This is a genomic window from Psychrobacter sp. R86515, assembly GCF_042466315.1.
In the GTDB taxonomy this organism is placed as follows: domain Bacteria; phylum Pseudomonadota; class Gammaproteobacteria; order Pseudomonadales; family Moraxellaceae; genus Psychrobacter.
This window is the reverse complement of record NZ_JAXHCC010000001.1, coordinates 2,196,900-2,210,538: the sequence shown is the minus strand read 5'-3', so window position 1 is coordinate 2,210,538 and position 13,639 is coordinate 2,196,900. Positions and strand designations below refer to the sequence as shown.

Genomic DNA, 13,639 nt, shown 5'->3' with positions numbered 1-13,639 from the left:
ATAGATAGAGCCAGTCTTAGTGTTATAAATTTTAATGGCTAATTAAGAACAATTTTTAAATTAAAAAGCACTTATGGACGCGCTTAGTCTTCAGTCAAAATAGAACGCAAAGTATCAATCAAACGCAGATTGTCTTCAGCCACACCTACTGTGATACGCAGCCAGTTAGGTAATCCATAAGTATCCAACGGACGGACGATAACGCCTTGTTCAAGTAGCGCCTGATGGATAGAAGCAGCGGTTATATCTTCCATCTCAACCTGCACTTCGACCATAATAAAATTGGCATGCGACTTCACAAAACCCAATCCTAGCGCGTCAAACTGCTTTTCTAACCAACGCATTTGCTCATCGTTTATCAGACGAGTTTTTTCGATAAAGTCTTGATCGGCAAGTGCAGCAGCAGCGGCAGCTAAACCAACACGGCTGACGTTAAATGGCTGACGAATTCGGTTTAGTAAATCCGCCACTGCCACCGAGCTTAAAGCATAACCGACGCGTAAACCTGCCAGCCCATAAGCTTTAGAAAAAGTACGCACAATAATGACATTATCGAACTCATCTAATAGTGCGCGGTTGTTGCTCTCAGGACTATACTCGATATAAGCTTCATCTAGTACCACCAAGACGGAGCTTGGTACACTAGCAACAAATTGGCGCAGCTCTTTTTGCTCTAGCTGCGTACCCGTTGGATTGTTCGGATTGGCAATAAAAACGATTTTGGTATTCGGATTATCTTGTACTGCTTGGCTCATGGCTTTTAGATTATGGCCGAAGCGTTGAGCAGGCACTTCCAATCCCGTGGCACCTTGCATCTTCGCTAGCATAGGATATACCACAAAAGCATACTGGCTATAGACGATGGCATCATCAGCACCCACAAAGCTACGTGCTAAAATATCGAGCAAATCATCAGAGCCATTACCCAAGGTAATTTGATTGGCATTGACATCGTTAAAATCAGCCAGCGCTTGCTTTAGATAGTAACCGTTGCCATCAGGATAGCGCGACAACTGCCCTAGCTGCTCAGTCACTGCTAGCGTCACTCGTGGTGAGCATCCCATTGGATTCTCATTGCTAGCCAGCTTTACCACGTCTGAAACACCATACTCACGTGTCAGCTCCTCAATTGGCTTACCAGTTTGATAAGGTGCCAATGCCAAAATACTGTCGTAAGCTGGCGTTAACGGCGATAGATCTGACGCGGTCAATTGAGTAGTCTGCATGGTTTATCCTTAGATGGTATCTGTAAATGCTTTTTTAATGCTATCTGCAAAAACTAAGACCCATCTATTATGTATGAATACCAGTGAATAAGCCTATAGTTATCTATAGGTAGTCGCCTATAGGACAGCTTTTGGATATGAGCCTAATATGCGCAAATCTTTGACCAATGGACGAATATCATTGATGGCAGCGCTAACGTTTGGATCATTAACGTGTCCATTCATATCGATAAAGAATACGTATGCCCACTTGTTAGGACGCTCAGGACGCGTCTCAATACTGGTCATCGATACGCCATGATATGACAACGGTTTCAAGATTTCGATCAGTGCGCCTGCTTTATCGTGAGCTGAGACGACGATAGAGGTTTTGTCTTGGCCAGATGGTGCAATCGCTTCATGACCGATAATAAGGAAGCGTGTGGTGTTACTTGGATTGTCTTCGATATTTGAGTAGAGCTTATGCAAGCCATACTCTGCAACAGCGACGTCACCTGCAATCGCAGCTGAATGCCATTCGTTTTTAAGGCGGCGAGCAGCTTCACCATTACTTGATACAGCAACGCGCTCAACATTAGGGAAGTTTACATCTAGCCAATGACGGCACTGAGCAAGCGACTGCTGATGCGAATAAATACGGCTCAAACCATCAATCTTAGTATGCTCAGCAACCAAGAAGTTTTGATGAATTGGCAATTCAACTTCGCCAATGATTTTTAAGGTAGAAGACAAGAAACCATCTAGAGTATGGTTGACTACGCCTTCTGAAGAGTTCTCGACAGGAACCACGCCATACATCGCTGTACCCGCTTCGACTTCGCGGAACACATCAGTAATGGTTGTCATCGGTACGGTATCAGCGGCTTTACCAAAGTGCTTGAGCGCAGCGGCATGCGTGAATGTACCGACAGGGCCCAAGAAGGCAATACGCTGCGGCGCTTCTAAATCCAAGCATACTGACATGATTTCACGGAACAAGCGCGCCATTTTTTCATCAGCGATTGGACCTGCATTACGCTCCATGACAGCTTTTAATACCTGTGCTTCACGCTCAGGGCGGTAAAAGATAGGATTGCTATTGTCATCAGCAGCGGTATGATTTTTCTTTACCATGGCTACTTGCTGAGCCAGCTTTGCACGGTTATTGATTAACGTTTGGATCTCACAGTCTACTGCGTCAATATTTTGGCGAATATTGTCTAAAAACTCTTTTTCAGTTGCGGTATCGCTAGCGCCTGTAGTGGTTTGATTTAGATTATCCATTGTTTGCTCTGGTGACTGCTCGCTCATTACCGCCCATCCTTTTTAGATTTTATCGCTGTTAGATATTACTATTATTTAAATATGGCTATTACATTGCTATTACTTAGCTAGCTCTATTGCCAAATCTGACTGTTTGCTGTTTCTAGTTAAAGGCTAAGCCTGATAATAGAAACTATATTCAAAATCAACCTCAAAACAGTCTATCAAAAACACCTTATATTGCTAGTGCCATTTGGCGTTAATGCTATATTTACTGCCAAATACAGCAGCTTGATACATAGCCGGCTCTACTATAGCAAAAACTAAGGTCAGTGCCCATGCGTAAATGCGTATAAATATATCAACTGTTATTAATATTAGCACAGCTGAGCCAGATAACAGCGACGCATAGCATAACTATGAGGCAACACCTGCCCAAAACTGTGTTACAGTTCCAGTTCAGCTCCCTACCCTGTTATATATAAGAGGAGCATCATGTGATTAATAAGAAAAAGGATACCTGATGAGCGCATTACAACAGCTACGCACTATGACCACGATTGTTGCTGATACTGGTGACCTTGCCGCTATTGCCCGTTTAAAACCTATCGATGCAACCACCAACCCAAGCCTTATTACCAAGGCTCTGATTCATCCTGATAACCAAGGTATGCTGTCAGAGACCATGAGTCGTCACAATGGTGACGTGGATGCCGTAATCGATGCGCTGACCATTCAGGTTGGCTGCGATATTTTAGAGCTGATCGAAGGCCGAGTCTCTACCGAAGTGGACGCTCGCTTATCTTACGACACTCAAGCGACGATAGATAAGGCACTGGCCTTTATGGACGCTTACCAAAAAGCGGGCGTCGATTCAGAGCGAGTATTGATCAAAATGGCGGCAACTTGGCAAGGCATCGAGGCGGCACGCTATCTGGAGACTCAGAATATCCACTGTAACCTGACCCTACTGTTTGGACAACACCAAGCGATTGCTTGTGCAGATGCTGGTGTGACCCTGATATCGCCTTTCGTTGGCCGTATTCTAGATTGGCAAAAACGTCAACAAAGCCGTCAAAACGTACCGGCTTCTGATGACATGGGCGTACAGTCAGTCAAGCTCATTTATCAGTATTACAAACAGCACGGTTACCAGACGCAAGTAATGGGCGCTAGTTTCCGCTCTACCGAGCAAATTTTGGCATTGGCAGGTTGTGACTTGTTGACGATAGCTCCCAACCTCATTGATGAATTAGCAATCATGGATACCGAGGTAACTCGCCAACTGTCTCCGAGTATGTCGATGGATATGAAGGCGATGACTCAAGTAAGCTTAACGCATGAAGAGTTTAGTGCTGCGTATCAGCAAGACAAGGTTACACAGGACTTGTTACCTAAGGGTATTGACGGTTTTATCGGGGCGCGTGACGAGCTGGCCAAGACATTAGCAGCCATTCGCGGACAATAATAGCCACACGACGGATACTGGGCTGGCACAAAAGATATTTGCCTACTAATAGTAAGTTGGCTATCATTACCTACTTCAAATGACAAGAAGCAAGGCTTATATGAAACGGCTATCAATATTATTGGCAGGCAGTGCTTTAGCGATCAGCGCCCAGGCAGTTAACTGGGTAGAGGTGTCCGAGAGCAGCTCTGGATCAATTTTTAGTATAGATTTGGATTCTATTGAAAGCTCTGACATCAGTATCATAGATGAAAAAGACGTCGAAAATATCACGGTATCTATCCTTAGAACCTATCCTAAAGACAAAGATGCCGATAAAGATGACTCGAAGGAAGAAAAAAACAGTATTGACCATAGTGAGCAGCAACTACTCATTTCATGCAAAGATGCCAGTTACTATAGACGAGCCTTTGTTAACTACGATGCTGAAGGCAAAGTAACCAAGTCATGGCAGTCAGAAAAACCAATATTGACCACAAAAGACTTTAAAGTCACTACACCAAAGACAGTCGGTCGTACGGTGATAGAGCAGTCTTGTAAGGACTACGAACAAGACGAAGAGCAATAAACACAGCCTACTTAACACAATACTAAAAAACATTAATACAGCATCAAAAAAAGCGCCCTGACATAGTATCAGGGCGCTTTTTTATTTGGAGAATCGTTTAGCTATATCGACAATACGATGTGTCTAGTAGTCAAAAACATAGCAATTCATTTTAAGCTTTTAGTACCGTATAAACAGGTACTGGGAACTCGCCATGCAAGTCGACCAAGTCCAGTAACACTAACGCACCGACCACAGTATGGTCAGCTGATTGACACAGCTCGTAAGCAGTGGTCAACGTACCACCAGTCGCCAAGATGTCATCAACCAATAGTACGCGCTCAGGCGGTAGATTGTTTTGCATCTCAAGCGTGTCTTTACCATACTCCAGTGCATAGGCTTTGTTGGCTACAGGGGGTGGTAGTTTACCTGGTTTACGTAGCAAGATCATGCCTTTGCCCAGACGGCCTGCAAGCATACTGGCAAATACAAAGCCGCGCGCTTCTACTGCACCCAGACAATCTACCTCGTCCATAAGCCCTTCTGGCAAAGCGGCAAGTAGCGCATCGATAACAGCGTCAATATGACTGCGCAGTAACGGGGTAATGTCATAAAAATCAATGCCAGCTTTTGGAAAGTCTGGTACTGTGCGAATAATCTGCCAAAACGGATGGTCAGTATTGAGCACATGAGACGTCTCATTGTTGGTGGCGGATGTGGCGGCGGCATTGGTACTCATGATGACCCTTAGCTTATGTATTTAGATGGTTTAGTTAGTTTAGATAAGACAACAACTAGATGATATATCAGCGATAAATGCTAAGCATTACTGTGAATTTAGCGGCGATTATTATAGCATAATTGGTTTTTGTATGGCGGGCTGGCGTCCAGTCTTGTTATTAAGCGCTAATAAGGTAACGTATGTAATTGACTTGATAAAAGAAAAGTCATCTCAATATACAAGTGTAAACTTAACTATGAAAATTGCGGTTATATGCTAAACTACGTGCGTTTTTGCAGTCTAATATAATAGCTGTAATATTAAAAATGAGCGTTTATAGCACGCTGTAACTGTAATACTGGTAATGATCGATAGGACTATTTATGAAACGTTATGAATGTATTGTCTGCGGCTGGATATATGATGAGGCGCTTGGCTGCCCAGAAGAAGGTATCGCACCTGGTACTAAGTGGGAAGACATCCCTGATGACTGGACTTGCCCTGAGTGCGGTGTCGGCAAGCTTGATTTTGAGATGCTTGAGCTGTAGTAGATGACCCTCTAATTAGGACACTTCATGACAAAATCAAATGACATTAATAGTGCCAAATTGCCTGAAACGCTAGATAACAATCTAGAAGATCATCTGAATAACTACCCTACTCCTGAGTGGCGCAAATTTGGGGAGCATCAATGGCGCGACTCTGACTTGAGTAAGCACCTTCGTCAAGCAATGATTGACATCGGTGATGGTATTGAGTTGTGTGTCGAAGCTGGCGGTAACCCCAATAATCCGCCGTTGCTGATGATCATGGGGCTAGGCTCACAAATGATATTTTGGCCAGACAATTTTATTAAGCGCTTTATCGATGCTGGTTTTTTTGTGATTCGTTTTGATAATCGTGATATCGGCTTGTCTTCTAAAGTGCAGATAGAAGGCTTGCCGCGTATTAGCCAGCTCAAAATGATGGTTCGTCTACAGACAGGGTTGTCTAACAAAAGCACGCAGGTTGCTTATAACTTGACGGACATGGCTGAAGACACCGCGCGTTTGATTAAAGCACTCAAGCTTGGTAAGACACATCTGCTTGGGGCTTCGATGGGCGGTATGATTGCACAAATCGTGGCGGCACGTTATCCGAGCTTAGTACAACGAATGGCACTTATGTTTACTACGACCAATCGTGCGTTTTTGAAGCCGCCCAAGCCCAAGCAGCTATATACCCTTATCAATCGTCCAGAGAGCCACTCTGAGCGTGATATCGTGCGTCATAGCGTTTGGTTTATGAAGACCGTTGGTACACCAGGTCATGTGAATGTGCGTATGGTGCGTGAAATTGCTAAGATTCGCTATCAGCGCAATTTTCACCCGCTTGGTACAGTACAGCAGCTCAATGCTATCTTAGCATCAGGCTCTATCAGCCGATTTAGTAAGCAAGTCAAAGCACCAACGATTGTATTACATGGTAGCGCTGATGGACTCCTGCCGGCTTCGCAGGGCCGAGTCGTTGCCAAGACCATCCCTAATGCTACGTTCCATCTCATCGAAGGCATGGCACACGATATTCCAGAGTATTATCAGCCTTATATGGTTGACTTAATCAGTAATCACTTATCGAGCAACTAGCTTTAAAAACTTCAATGTCAAAAAAAAGAGTGTAAAACCTAGCGAAAAATCACGGGTTTTACACTCTTTTTTATTGCCTATTTAATCCTAGGGCGTGTCCTCAATTCAATCGATAGTTATCTAAATGGATTAAAAATGGCTAAATCTTGACAAACGGCGTCAAATAGCTGACTAATATCTCGACATTATCTGCGCTATTTTCCTTGTTTGACTGCGATTTATTTCATTTTTATCACCATTCTTAAAATGAGGACACGCCCTAGTAATTGCATCAATCACAAGCAACGCCAGCCCCTTCTTTATCAATACACATTTTATTCCCATTCTTTAGGTTACCAATCCACGCCTTACCACCTATAAATACAAAGGATGGTTTACCCTGATAGCTATCGTTAGCGTTCACACCACTATTAGCAAAGCGAAAAGGAATCACCAGCTCACCGCCTAAATTGACAAAGCCCCACTCTTCACCGATACGCACGCCAGCATACTCCTCAGAAAACGGACGCACTTCATCAAATGAGTACGTAATCATAGTGACACTATTGTCATCGACGAACCCCCATTTACCATCTTGCTGACGCGATTGAAGCGTCGTAAAACGCGCCGGTACAGACTGTGATGCTGTGCTAGATTTTTCGTTAGAAGAAGTAGATTTATTCACTGCCTGAGTGTCGTTCTGGTCATTTGGATCATTCGCTGCATTACCGTTTTTATCCACCCAACTGGTTGCACGGCCTTTGCGTACACGCGCCACCCCATTACGATAATTGTCGATATCATCAATCGCTGCAGAAAACGACACAACGGTACTATTGGCTGTATTAATCACACCATAGTTACCCTCTTTTTTTACCACGATACGCCCATCTGATACAGGTCGCGCCCATCCTTGACTCTCTGTCAATATATCGTACATGGCAGGCACGACCTCACGACCCTGCATATTGAGATAACCGACGCGACTGTTGCGCAGTACAGGCAACAGACCGCCTGACAGTTTATCGGCATCGACTTTTTGATAACGTGATAAATCCACGACTCGTTTGCCTTTTTTATCAATTAAAGCCACTGGCGCACCAAAATCTTTGATCGCCAAAAAGTAACTACTACTAGCCGTGCAGGAAACGTTTTTATAATAACTTTTTGGGATTTTACAACTAGCGGCATATGCGCTAGGCATCAAAAACAATGCGCTAGATAGTATCGTCACGACGAAACTGTATTGCGATACTTTTGGTAGCAAGCCAGACAATGTATGTGGCTGTTTTTTTGATAGCAATCGTTGAAGCATAAATAAACCTAGACAAATAATATAGATTGTTTGGTATAACCAATCAGGCGTTAAGTACATTATATCGTCAATCTACTATACATGTGTTGCAGCGTTAATGTCGCTTAAAGTGCTACACACATATCCTCCGTGCAGAAATATCACTTGCATACATTATGCGCTTTCATACTCCTACGAATCGTCGCCCTGATACAAATATTTTGATATAAATACTATTACCCAATTATCATAAGTCTATTGTGAAAAACGTAACCATATCAAACACTTTAATTATTTGTTTGCGTCCAACATGCCCAATAATTTTCCTTACAGCAATAGTATCTGCATTCACCGTAATAAATTATGGTTTTGCCATTTCATTTTGCACTTAAAACTACGACAATATGGCTTTATGTCAACATAAGTTCTGACATGATGCAATGATAATAAGAATGCTGTTATTCAAAATGCTGTTATTCAAATACTGTTATAAGGACAAATTATGGCTATTGCTTCAACGCGATCTGCACCTATTGGCTTAGTCATTGGTTGTATCATTTTTGGATTGGGCAGCTTAATTGTTGCTCATGTCGATATTGGTGGTTGGGCCATGTCGTTTTGGCGATTGGCTGTTTCGGGTATTGCATTTGCAGTATTGGCTAAGATAATGGGCCAACGTATGCCCAAATCAAGACGCGCCATTTTTTATGCGCTACTATCAGGGGCGTTTTTAGGATTAGATTTGGCACTGTGGCATGAGAGTATTTATGCGGTTGGGCCTGGTATTTCGACGCTGCTGAATAGTTTGCAAATATTTTTCTTGGCTGCGATTGGGTTTTTGTATTTTAATGAGCGTCAGTCTATCGTACAGCTTATTAGTTTGTTCTTAGCCATGATAGGCGTGGCGATGATAGGTAGCCCTGAATTCGCACACAACACCGCTGCGACTTGGGGCTTTGTCACTGGTATTGTATCGGGAGCGATGCTAGCAGCGTCAATGACCTTTATCCGCAAAACGCACGATACTGAACCGACACCTATATTTATGCTCATGCAGCTAATCAGTATTGGCGGCGTCTTAGCCATGATTATACCGATGTTTGTATTTGATACAGGTAATATCCTGCCCAATACATGGTCTGAGATTGGCTGGGTGCTTATCTATGGTACGGTGATGCAGTGCTTGGCATGGGGATTGATTGCCTACTCTATTCCTAAGCTATCTCTGGCACTGACTGGGCTGCTATTGTTGACTGAACCTATTGCAGCCCTTGTCATTGATTATAGCTGGCTGAACAAGCCGATTAATACTTTGCAGTGGAGTGGCGCGCTATTAACGATGTTTGCTATTTACTTAGGCTCATTGAAGCCAAAGCCACGTGCCCTTCGCCGCTATCGATTTTTTTCAAGGTTTTATAAGCGAGATTATAAATAGTTCCGATACTGTTGTTCGCTACTACTGTTGCTCAATATTGCCATACAAAAAAGCGCCCATGCTATCGATAGCATGAGCGCTTTTTTGTTAGATGAGATGTGCTTTGACCATCTTTATTTGACAGGCTCAAACTTCACTCTCATCATAATTACTTATTTCGCTTCAGAACTTTGGTTAAACAAAGCATTTAACACGATAGCGGCTAAAGTAGCAGTACCGATACCGCCTAAATCAAAGCCACCTAAATGCAAACTAAAGTTACCAGTACCCATAATGACCGTCACTGCCGCGATGATTAGGTTGCTGTTTTTACTAAAATCAATATGGCTATCGATCCATATTTTTATCCCAGCAACAGTAATAAGACCAAAGACAACAATAGAAGCACCGCCCAATAGAGCTGCTGGTATAGTCTGAATGATGGCACCAAACTTTGGTGACAGTCCCAATATGATAGCAACCAAGCCTGCTACGACAAATATCGTCGTGCTATATACTTTGGTAACCGCCATGACACCGATATTTTCAGCATAAGTAGTAACACCTGTACCACCAAATCCTGCTGAAAAAGTCGTGGCTAAACCGTCCGCCAAAAATGCTCGGCCCATATAAGGAGTCACACGAGCCTTGGTCATGCCCTCTACGGCCTTAAAATGCCCTAGGTTTTCAGCCACCAAGATAAAGGCCACAGGTGCAATTAGGATAATAGCGCTCATCTCAAAGCGCGGCGTATGAATGCTTGGTAGTCCAAACCATGAAGCGGCAGCTACTGTACTAAAATCAATCGCTGTACCAAAGCCTAGAATATTGGTCATGACAAAATAAGCAACGTACGACAGAACCAGACCGACGAGTAGCAACAGACGACGCAACATACCGCGAGTAAATACTGCCACACCACTAATGAGCAGCACTGTCAAAGTAGCCATCCAAGCATCAAACTGATTGGCAGACACCCCTTGAATGGTCACTGGCGCCAAGTTAAGACCGATAATCATGACAATCGCACCCGTCACGATAGGCGGCATCAAACGCTCAATCCAACCTGTACCCGTCTTCATCACTAGCAGACCAATTAATGCATAAATAATACCGCAGGCCATAATACCGCCTAGCGCAACATTTAGATTGTCATTGAACCCTGCGCCTGCATAAGCGGTCACCGCGATGACTGGACCAATAAAAGCAAAGCTTGATCCCAAGTAGCTCGGCATGCGCCCACCGGTAATCATAAAGAACATTACCGTACAGATACCAGACATCAAGATAGCTAAGTTAGGATCAAACCCCATCAATAAAGGCGCAAGCACGGTTGCACCAAACATCGCAAAGGTATGCTGTATACCGAGCAATACGCTTTTTGACGGAGGTAGATAGTCGTTGATACCTACTGGATCACGATCCAAGTCGCCCTTATAAGGACGCCATGTCGGGAACCAACGGCCATTTTCAAAATCTGGATTGTGCGGATAATTGATAGCGGCTGAATCAATGCCTGCAGACTCCAAGGCATTTTGAGTTGATAGATCTTGAGCGCTATTGTCTGACGCTGGTGAAGGGTCTTTTTGAGATGGCATGCGCGCTTGTCCTATGTGAGCTAAGCTAAAGTAATAGGCTAGAATAACTGATAAAATAAGTATATTAATAAATGGACATATTTCTAAGGGCTTGTATAAATAGCAGAACGTTAAGTCTTTCTATCTATAATATGTCATCCCAATTCATTCATTTATGTTGTAATATGACAAACCAAAAGTATTATTTGGTATGATAACCATATCTTGCTAGATGTATGAATACGGATATGTCTGACTGAAAAATTTAGTCTTTTTTAATCCGTCTTATTTTACGATGATAACCAACTTACAGGATGTTACATAGTTGTTGACTGCGAGCATGATAACGGAGTTTCAAAATAAATAAAAGTTATTATTCAACTGCTCTCAGTGCTCATTTACCTTATAACCTTCATAAATAGTGTCTCGCGCCCACCTATCAATGGTGACTAGGAGCGATGGCTGTCTATTATATTTTTCACGAAAGCGCCCAATGCCATAGATAGAATAGGCTAAAGCGCTTAAAATTTTTGGTGACTTATTATGATCAGTGTTTTTGATTTATTTAAAATCGGCATTGGCCCATCCAGTTCGCATACAGTCGGACCGATGGTCGCTGCAAACTTATTTTTGACCTCGCTAACTGAGCAGATGGAACTGACTGCGGTTAAGACCATTGAAATTGAACTATATGGTTCTTTGGCGGCGACCGGAAAAGGCCATGCAACAGATACCGCTATCTTGTTAGGACTGCTTGGACATACGCCTAGCACGATAGACACACGCATGACCAGTAGCTACCTATCTCCTATTTTCTCTGACAAGATTCTCAATGTATCAGGCACGCATACGATTGCTTTTGATACAGAGCAAGAAATCTACTGGTATGACGATACTGTGCTGCCTTATCACCCTAATGCATTGACGCTACGCGCCATCTCAACTGAAGGTGTTCGCTATCAGCAGACTTATTATTCAGTCGGTGGCGGTTTTGTCATTAATGAAGAAGATGCAACTAACCCAGACGAAGATCATGCCAGCCCGACCATCGATAGAGTTCCCTACCCGTTCAATAACGCAGCAGAGCTACTAGAGCAATGTCGTGAGCATGACTTGAGCATCAGCGAATTGGTACTAGCAAACGAATGTCACTTCCATGCCAAAGAAGAAGTATTTGCTTATCTAGATAGCATTTGGGAAGTCATGCAAGACTGCGTCAAACAAGGCTGTGAAAATGGCGGTATCCTACCGGGCGGATTAGATGTAAAACGCCGTGCCCAAGATTTGCATACGCAGCTGTGTGCGGAAAAAGACCAACCTATCACCAAAACTGATAAGTTAGCCGCTATGGACTGGGTCGATTTGTACGCGCTGGCCGTTAACGAAGAAAACGCAAATGGCGGCAAAGTAGTCACAGCGCCAACCAATGGCGCAGCAGGTATCATTCCTGCCGTACTACATTACTATCGTGACTTTTTGCCCAACTACAGCCAAGATGGTGTTCGTAAATTTTTGCTAAACGCCACTGCTATCGGTAGCCTTATCAAGCAAAATGCTTCAATCTCTGGTGCTGAAGTCGGTTGCCAAGGTGAAGTTGGTTCTGCGTGTGCAATGGCAGGCTCTGCACTGGCAGAAATCATGAATGGCACACCAGCCAAATGTTTAAATGCGGCAGAGATTGGTATTGAGCATAATCTAGGCCTTACTTGTGATCCTATTGGCGGTTTGGTACAAGTGCCTTGTATCGAGCGTAATGCGATGGGTGCAGTTAAAGCAATCAATGCAGCACGTCTAGCCTGTAGAGGTAATGGTCAGCACTTCGTCTCTTTAGACAAAGCGATAGAGACGATGAAGCAAACAGGTGCCGATATGTCTGATAAATATAAAGAGACGGCACGAGGCGGCCTGGCGGTTTATGCTGATAATAGGATCCCTACAGCAACGCGCGGCGTCAGTGTCAACTACAGTCAATGCTAATCCGACTTCTCGAAAAATAATTTACTAACAATAAACACGTAAAAAGGCCTCTAATTCGTTAGAGGCCTTTTTGTCATGTATAACTGATTTTGTAACTGATTTATCGTCTATATATTGCTATCAATATTATTCAGCAGTTTTTGATACCACTTCGTTTAGAATCCAAACTGGCTGTACGACATTTGAACCTTCTGCTGTTACTGCTTCTTGGCGTACATCTAGGACATAACGATAGTTCGGCTCATAGGTAAAGCCTTGAATATTACCGTTTAGCGTAGTGTAGTTTTTCTGATAGGTCTGACGATACTGCAAGCACTGTGATTCAACCATGCTGCCATCAGTAGCAGTCAAGTCGCATACTGCTTTACGCGGTGCGATTTCTACTTCAAAACTTGGGATGTTTACTACTTTTACATTCATAGGTTGTCCTTCAACAACCATTGTGCGCTCATTGTCCATACCCATTGTAGAACAACCAGAAAGGGCAAAAGTTGTTATCAATGCTGCAAGTGCTAATTTCTTCATTATTCAATCCTCAGATAATTGTTATTAATTCTTTATTAATAGCT

The 13,639-nt window shown here is 43.3% G+C and carries 12 protein-coding genes; 6 read left to right on the top strand and 6 right to left on the bottom strand.

Annotated features, from left to right (window positions below):
• Nucleotides 1-83 precede the first annotated feature (83 nt).
• Together hisC and pheA are read right to left on the bottom strand one after the other, a co-directional pair.
• Nucleotides 84-1,226: a histidinol-phosphate transaminase gene (gene hisC / locus SJY28_RS09255; RefSeq protein ID WP_379544213.1), complete on the bottom strand. Its 1,143-nt coding sequence runs from the start codon at nucleotides 1,224-1,226 to the stop codon at nucleotides 84-86.
• Nucleotides 1,227-1,343: 117 nt separating this feature from the next.
• Nucleotides 1,344-2,516 carry a prephenate dehydratase gene (gene pheA, locus SJY28_RS09250; RefSeq protein WP_102092477.1) on the bottom strand — a complete coding sequence of 391 codons (1,173 nt, stop codon included), beginning with the start codon at nucleotides 2,514-2,516 and terminating at the stop codon, nucleotides 1,344-1,346.
• Between the two features lie 475 nt (nucleotides 2,517-2,991).
• Between pheA and SJY28_RS09245 the strand changes: the two genes are divergently transcribed.
• Together SJY28_RS09245 and SJY28_RS09240 are read left to right on the top strand one after the other, a co-directional pair.
• On the top strand, nucleotides 2,992-3,936 hold the full coding sequence (locus SJY28_RS09245; RefSeq protein WP_379544212.1) for a transaldolase: 945 nt from the start codon (nucleotides 2,992-2,994) through the stop codon (nucleotides 3,934-3,936).
• Nucleotides 3,937-4,036: 100 nt separating this feature from the next.
• Nucleotides 4,037-4,504 (top strand): hypothetical protein, encoded by a 468-nt coding sequence (locus SJY28_RS09240; RefSeq protein WP_201566557.1) that lies wholly within the window; start codon nucleotides 4,037-4,039, stop codon nucleotides 4,502-4,504.
• A 151-nt stretch (nucleotides 4,505-4,655) separates the two neighbouring features.
• On the opposite strand, the gene SJY28_RS09235 is transcribed toward SJY28_RS09240, so the two are convergent.
• Nucleotides 4,656-5,222 (bottom strand): adenine phosphoribosyltransferase, encoded by a 567-nt coding sequence (locus SJY28_RS09235; protein ID WP_057759806.1) that lies wholly within the window; start codon nucleotides 5,220-5,222, stop codon nucleotides 4,656-4,658.
• Nucleotides 5,223-5,587: 365 nt separating this feature from the next.
• Between SJY28_RS09235 and SJY28_RS09230 the strand changes: the two genes are divergently transcribed.
• Both SJY28_RS09230 and SJY28_RS09225 read left to right on the top strand, forming a co-directional pair.
• Nucleotides 5,588-5,752: a rubredoxin gene (locus SJY28_RS09230; protein WP_057759803.1), complete on the top strand. Its 165-nt coding sequence runs from the start codon at nucleotides 5,588-5,590 to the stop codon at nucleotides 5,750-5,752.
• Between the two features lie 27 nt (nucleotides 5,753-5,779).
• Nucleotides 5,780-6,829, top strand: a complete 1,050-nt coding sequence (locus SJY28_RS09225; protein WP_057759800.1) for an alpha/beta fold hydrolase — start codon at nucleotides 5,780-5,782, stop codon at nucleotides 6,827-6,829.
• A gap of 271 nt (nucleotides 6,830-7,100) precedes the next feature.
• On the opposite strand, the gene SJY28_RS09220 is transcribed toward SJY28_RS09225, so the two are convergent.
• Nucleotides 7,101-8,123, bottom strand: a complete 1,023-nt coding sequence (locus SJY28_RS09220; RefSeq protein ID WP_379544211.1) for a WG repeat-containing protein — start codon at nucleotides 8,121-8,123, stop codon at nucleotides 7,101-7,103.
• Nucleotides 8,124-8,604: 481 nt separating this feature from the next.
• Between SJY28_RS09220 and SJY28_RS09215 the strand changes: the two genes are divergently transcribed.
• On the top strand, nucleotides 8,605-9,537 hold the full coding sequence (locus SJY28_RS09215; RefSeq protein ID WP_379544210.1) for a DMT family transporter: 933 nt from the start codon (nucleotides 8,605-8,607) through the stop codon (nucleotides 9,535-9,537).
• A gap of 152 nt (nucleotides 9,538-9,689) precedes the next feature.
• Here SJY28_RS09215 and SJY28_RS09210 read toward each other — a convergent pair whose 3' ends face one another.
• Nucleotides 9,690-11,114, bottom strand: a complete 1,425-nt coding sequence (locus SJY28_RS09210) for a solute carrier family 23 protein (RefSeq protein WP_379544209.1) — start codon at nucleotides 11,112-11,114, stop codon at nucleotides 9,690-9,692.
• A gap of 522 nt (nucleotides 11,115-11,636) precedes the next feature.
• On the opposite strand from SJY28_RS09210, the gene SJY28_RS09205 reads away from it, so the two are divergent.
• Nucleotides 11,637-13,070: an L-serine ammonia-lyase gene (locus SJY28_RS09205; protein ID WP_160021859.1), complete on the top strand. Its 1,434-nt coding sequence runs from the start codon at nucleotides 11,637-11,639 to the stop codon at nucleotides 13,068-13,070.
• Nucleotides 13,071-13,196: 126 nt separating this feature from the next.
• Here SJY28_RS09205 and SJY28_RS09200 read toward each other — a convergent pair whose 3' ends face one another.
• Nucleotides 13,197-13,595 carry a DUF4377 domain-containing protein gene (locus SJY28_RS09200; protein ID WP_379544208.1) on the bottom strand — a complete coding sequence of 133 codons (399 nt, stop codon included), beginning with the start codon at nucleotides 13,593-13,595 and terminating at the stop codon, nucleotides 13,197-13,199.
• Between the last annotated feature and the right edge of the window lie 44 nt (nucleotides 13,596-13,639).

Excerpts from the sequence above, each read along its gene's own strand:
- pheA (WP_102092477.1), bottom strand. The coding sequence starts at position 2,516 with ATGAGCGAGCAGTCACCAGAGCAAACAATGGATAATCTAAATCAAACC.
- SJY28_RS09215 (WP_379544210.1), top strand. The coding sequence starts at position 8,605 with ATGGCTATTGCTTCAACGCGATCTGCACCTATTGGCTTAGTCATTGGT.
- SJY28_RS09245 (WP_379544212.1), top strand. The coding sequence starts at position 2,992 with ATGAGCGCATTACAACAGCTACGCACTATGACCACGATTGTTGCTGAT.
- SJY28_RS09210 (WP_379544209.1), bottom strand. The coding sequence starts at position 11,114 with ATGCCATCTCAAAAAGACCCTTCACCAGCGTCAGACAATAGCGCTCAA.
- SJY28_RS09200 (WP_379544208.1), bottom strand. The coding sequence starts at position 13,595 with ATGAAGAAATTAGCACTTGCAGCATTGATAACAACTTTTGCCCTTTCT.
- SJY28_RS09225 (WP_057759800.1), top strand. The coding sequence starts at position 5,780 with ATGACAAAATCAAATGACATTAATAGTGCCAAATTGCCTGAAACGCTA.
- SJY28_RS09205 (WP_160021859.1), top strand. The coding sequence starts at position 11,637 with ATGATCAGTGTTTTTGATTTATTTAAAATCGGCATTGGCCCATCCAGT.
- SJY28_RS09230 (WP_057759803.1), top strand. The coding sequence starts at position 5,588 with ATGAAACGTTATGAATGTATTGTCTGCGGCTGGATATATGATGAGGCG.
- SJY28_RS09240 (WP_201566557.1), top strand. The coding sequence starts at position 4,037 with ATGAAACGGCTATCAATATTATTGGCAGGCAGTGCTTTAGCGATCAGC.
- SJY28_RS09235 (WP_057759806.1), bottom strand. The coding sequence starts at position 5,222 with ATGAGTACCAATGCCGCCGCCACATCCGCCACCAACAATGAGACGTCT.
- hisC (WP_379544213.1), bottom strand. The coding sequence starts at position 1,226 with ATGCAGACTACTCAATTGACCGCGTCAGATCTATCGCCGTTAACGCCA.
- SJY28_RS09220 (WP_379544211.1), bottom strand. The coding sequence starts at position 8,123 with ATGCTTCAACGATTGCTATCAAAAAAACAGCCACATACATTGTCTGGC.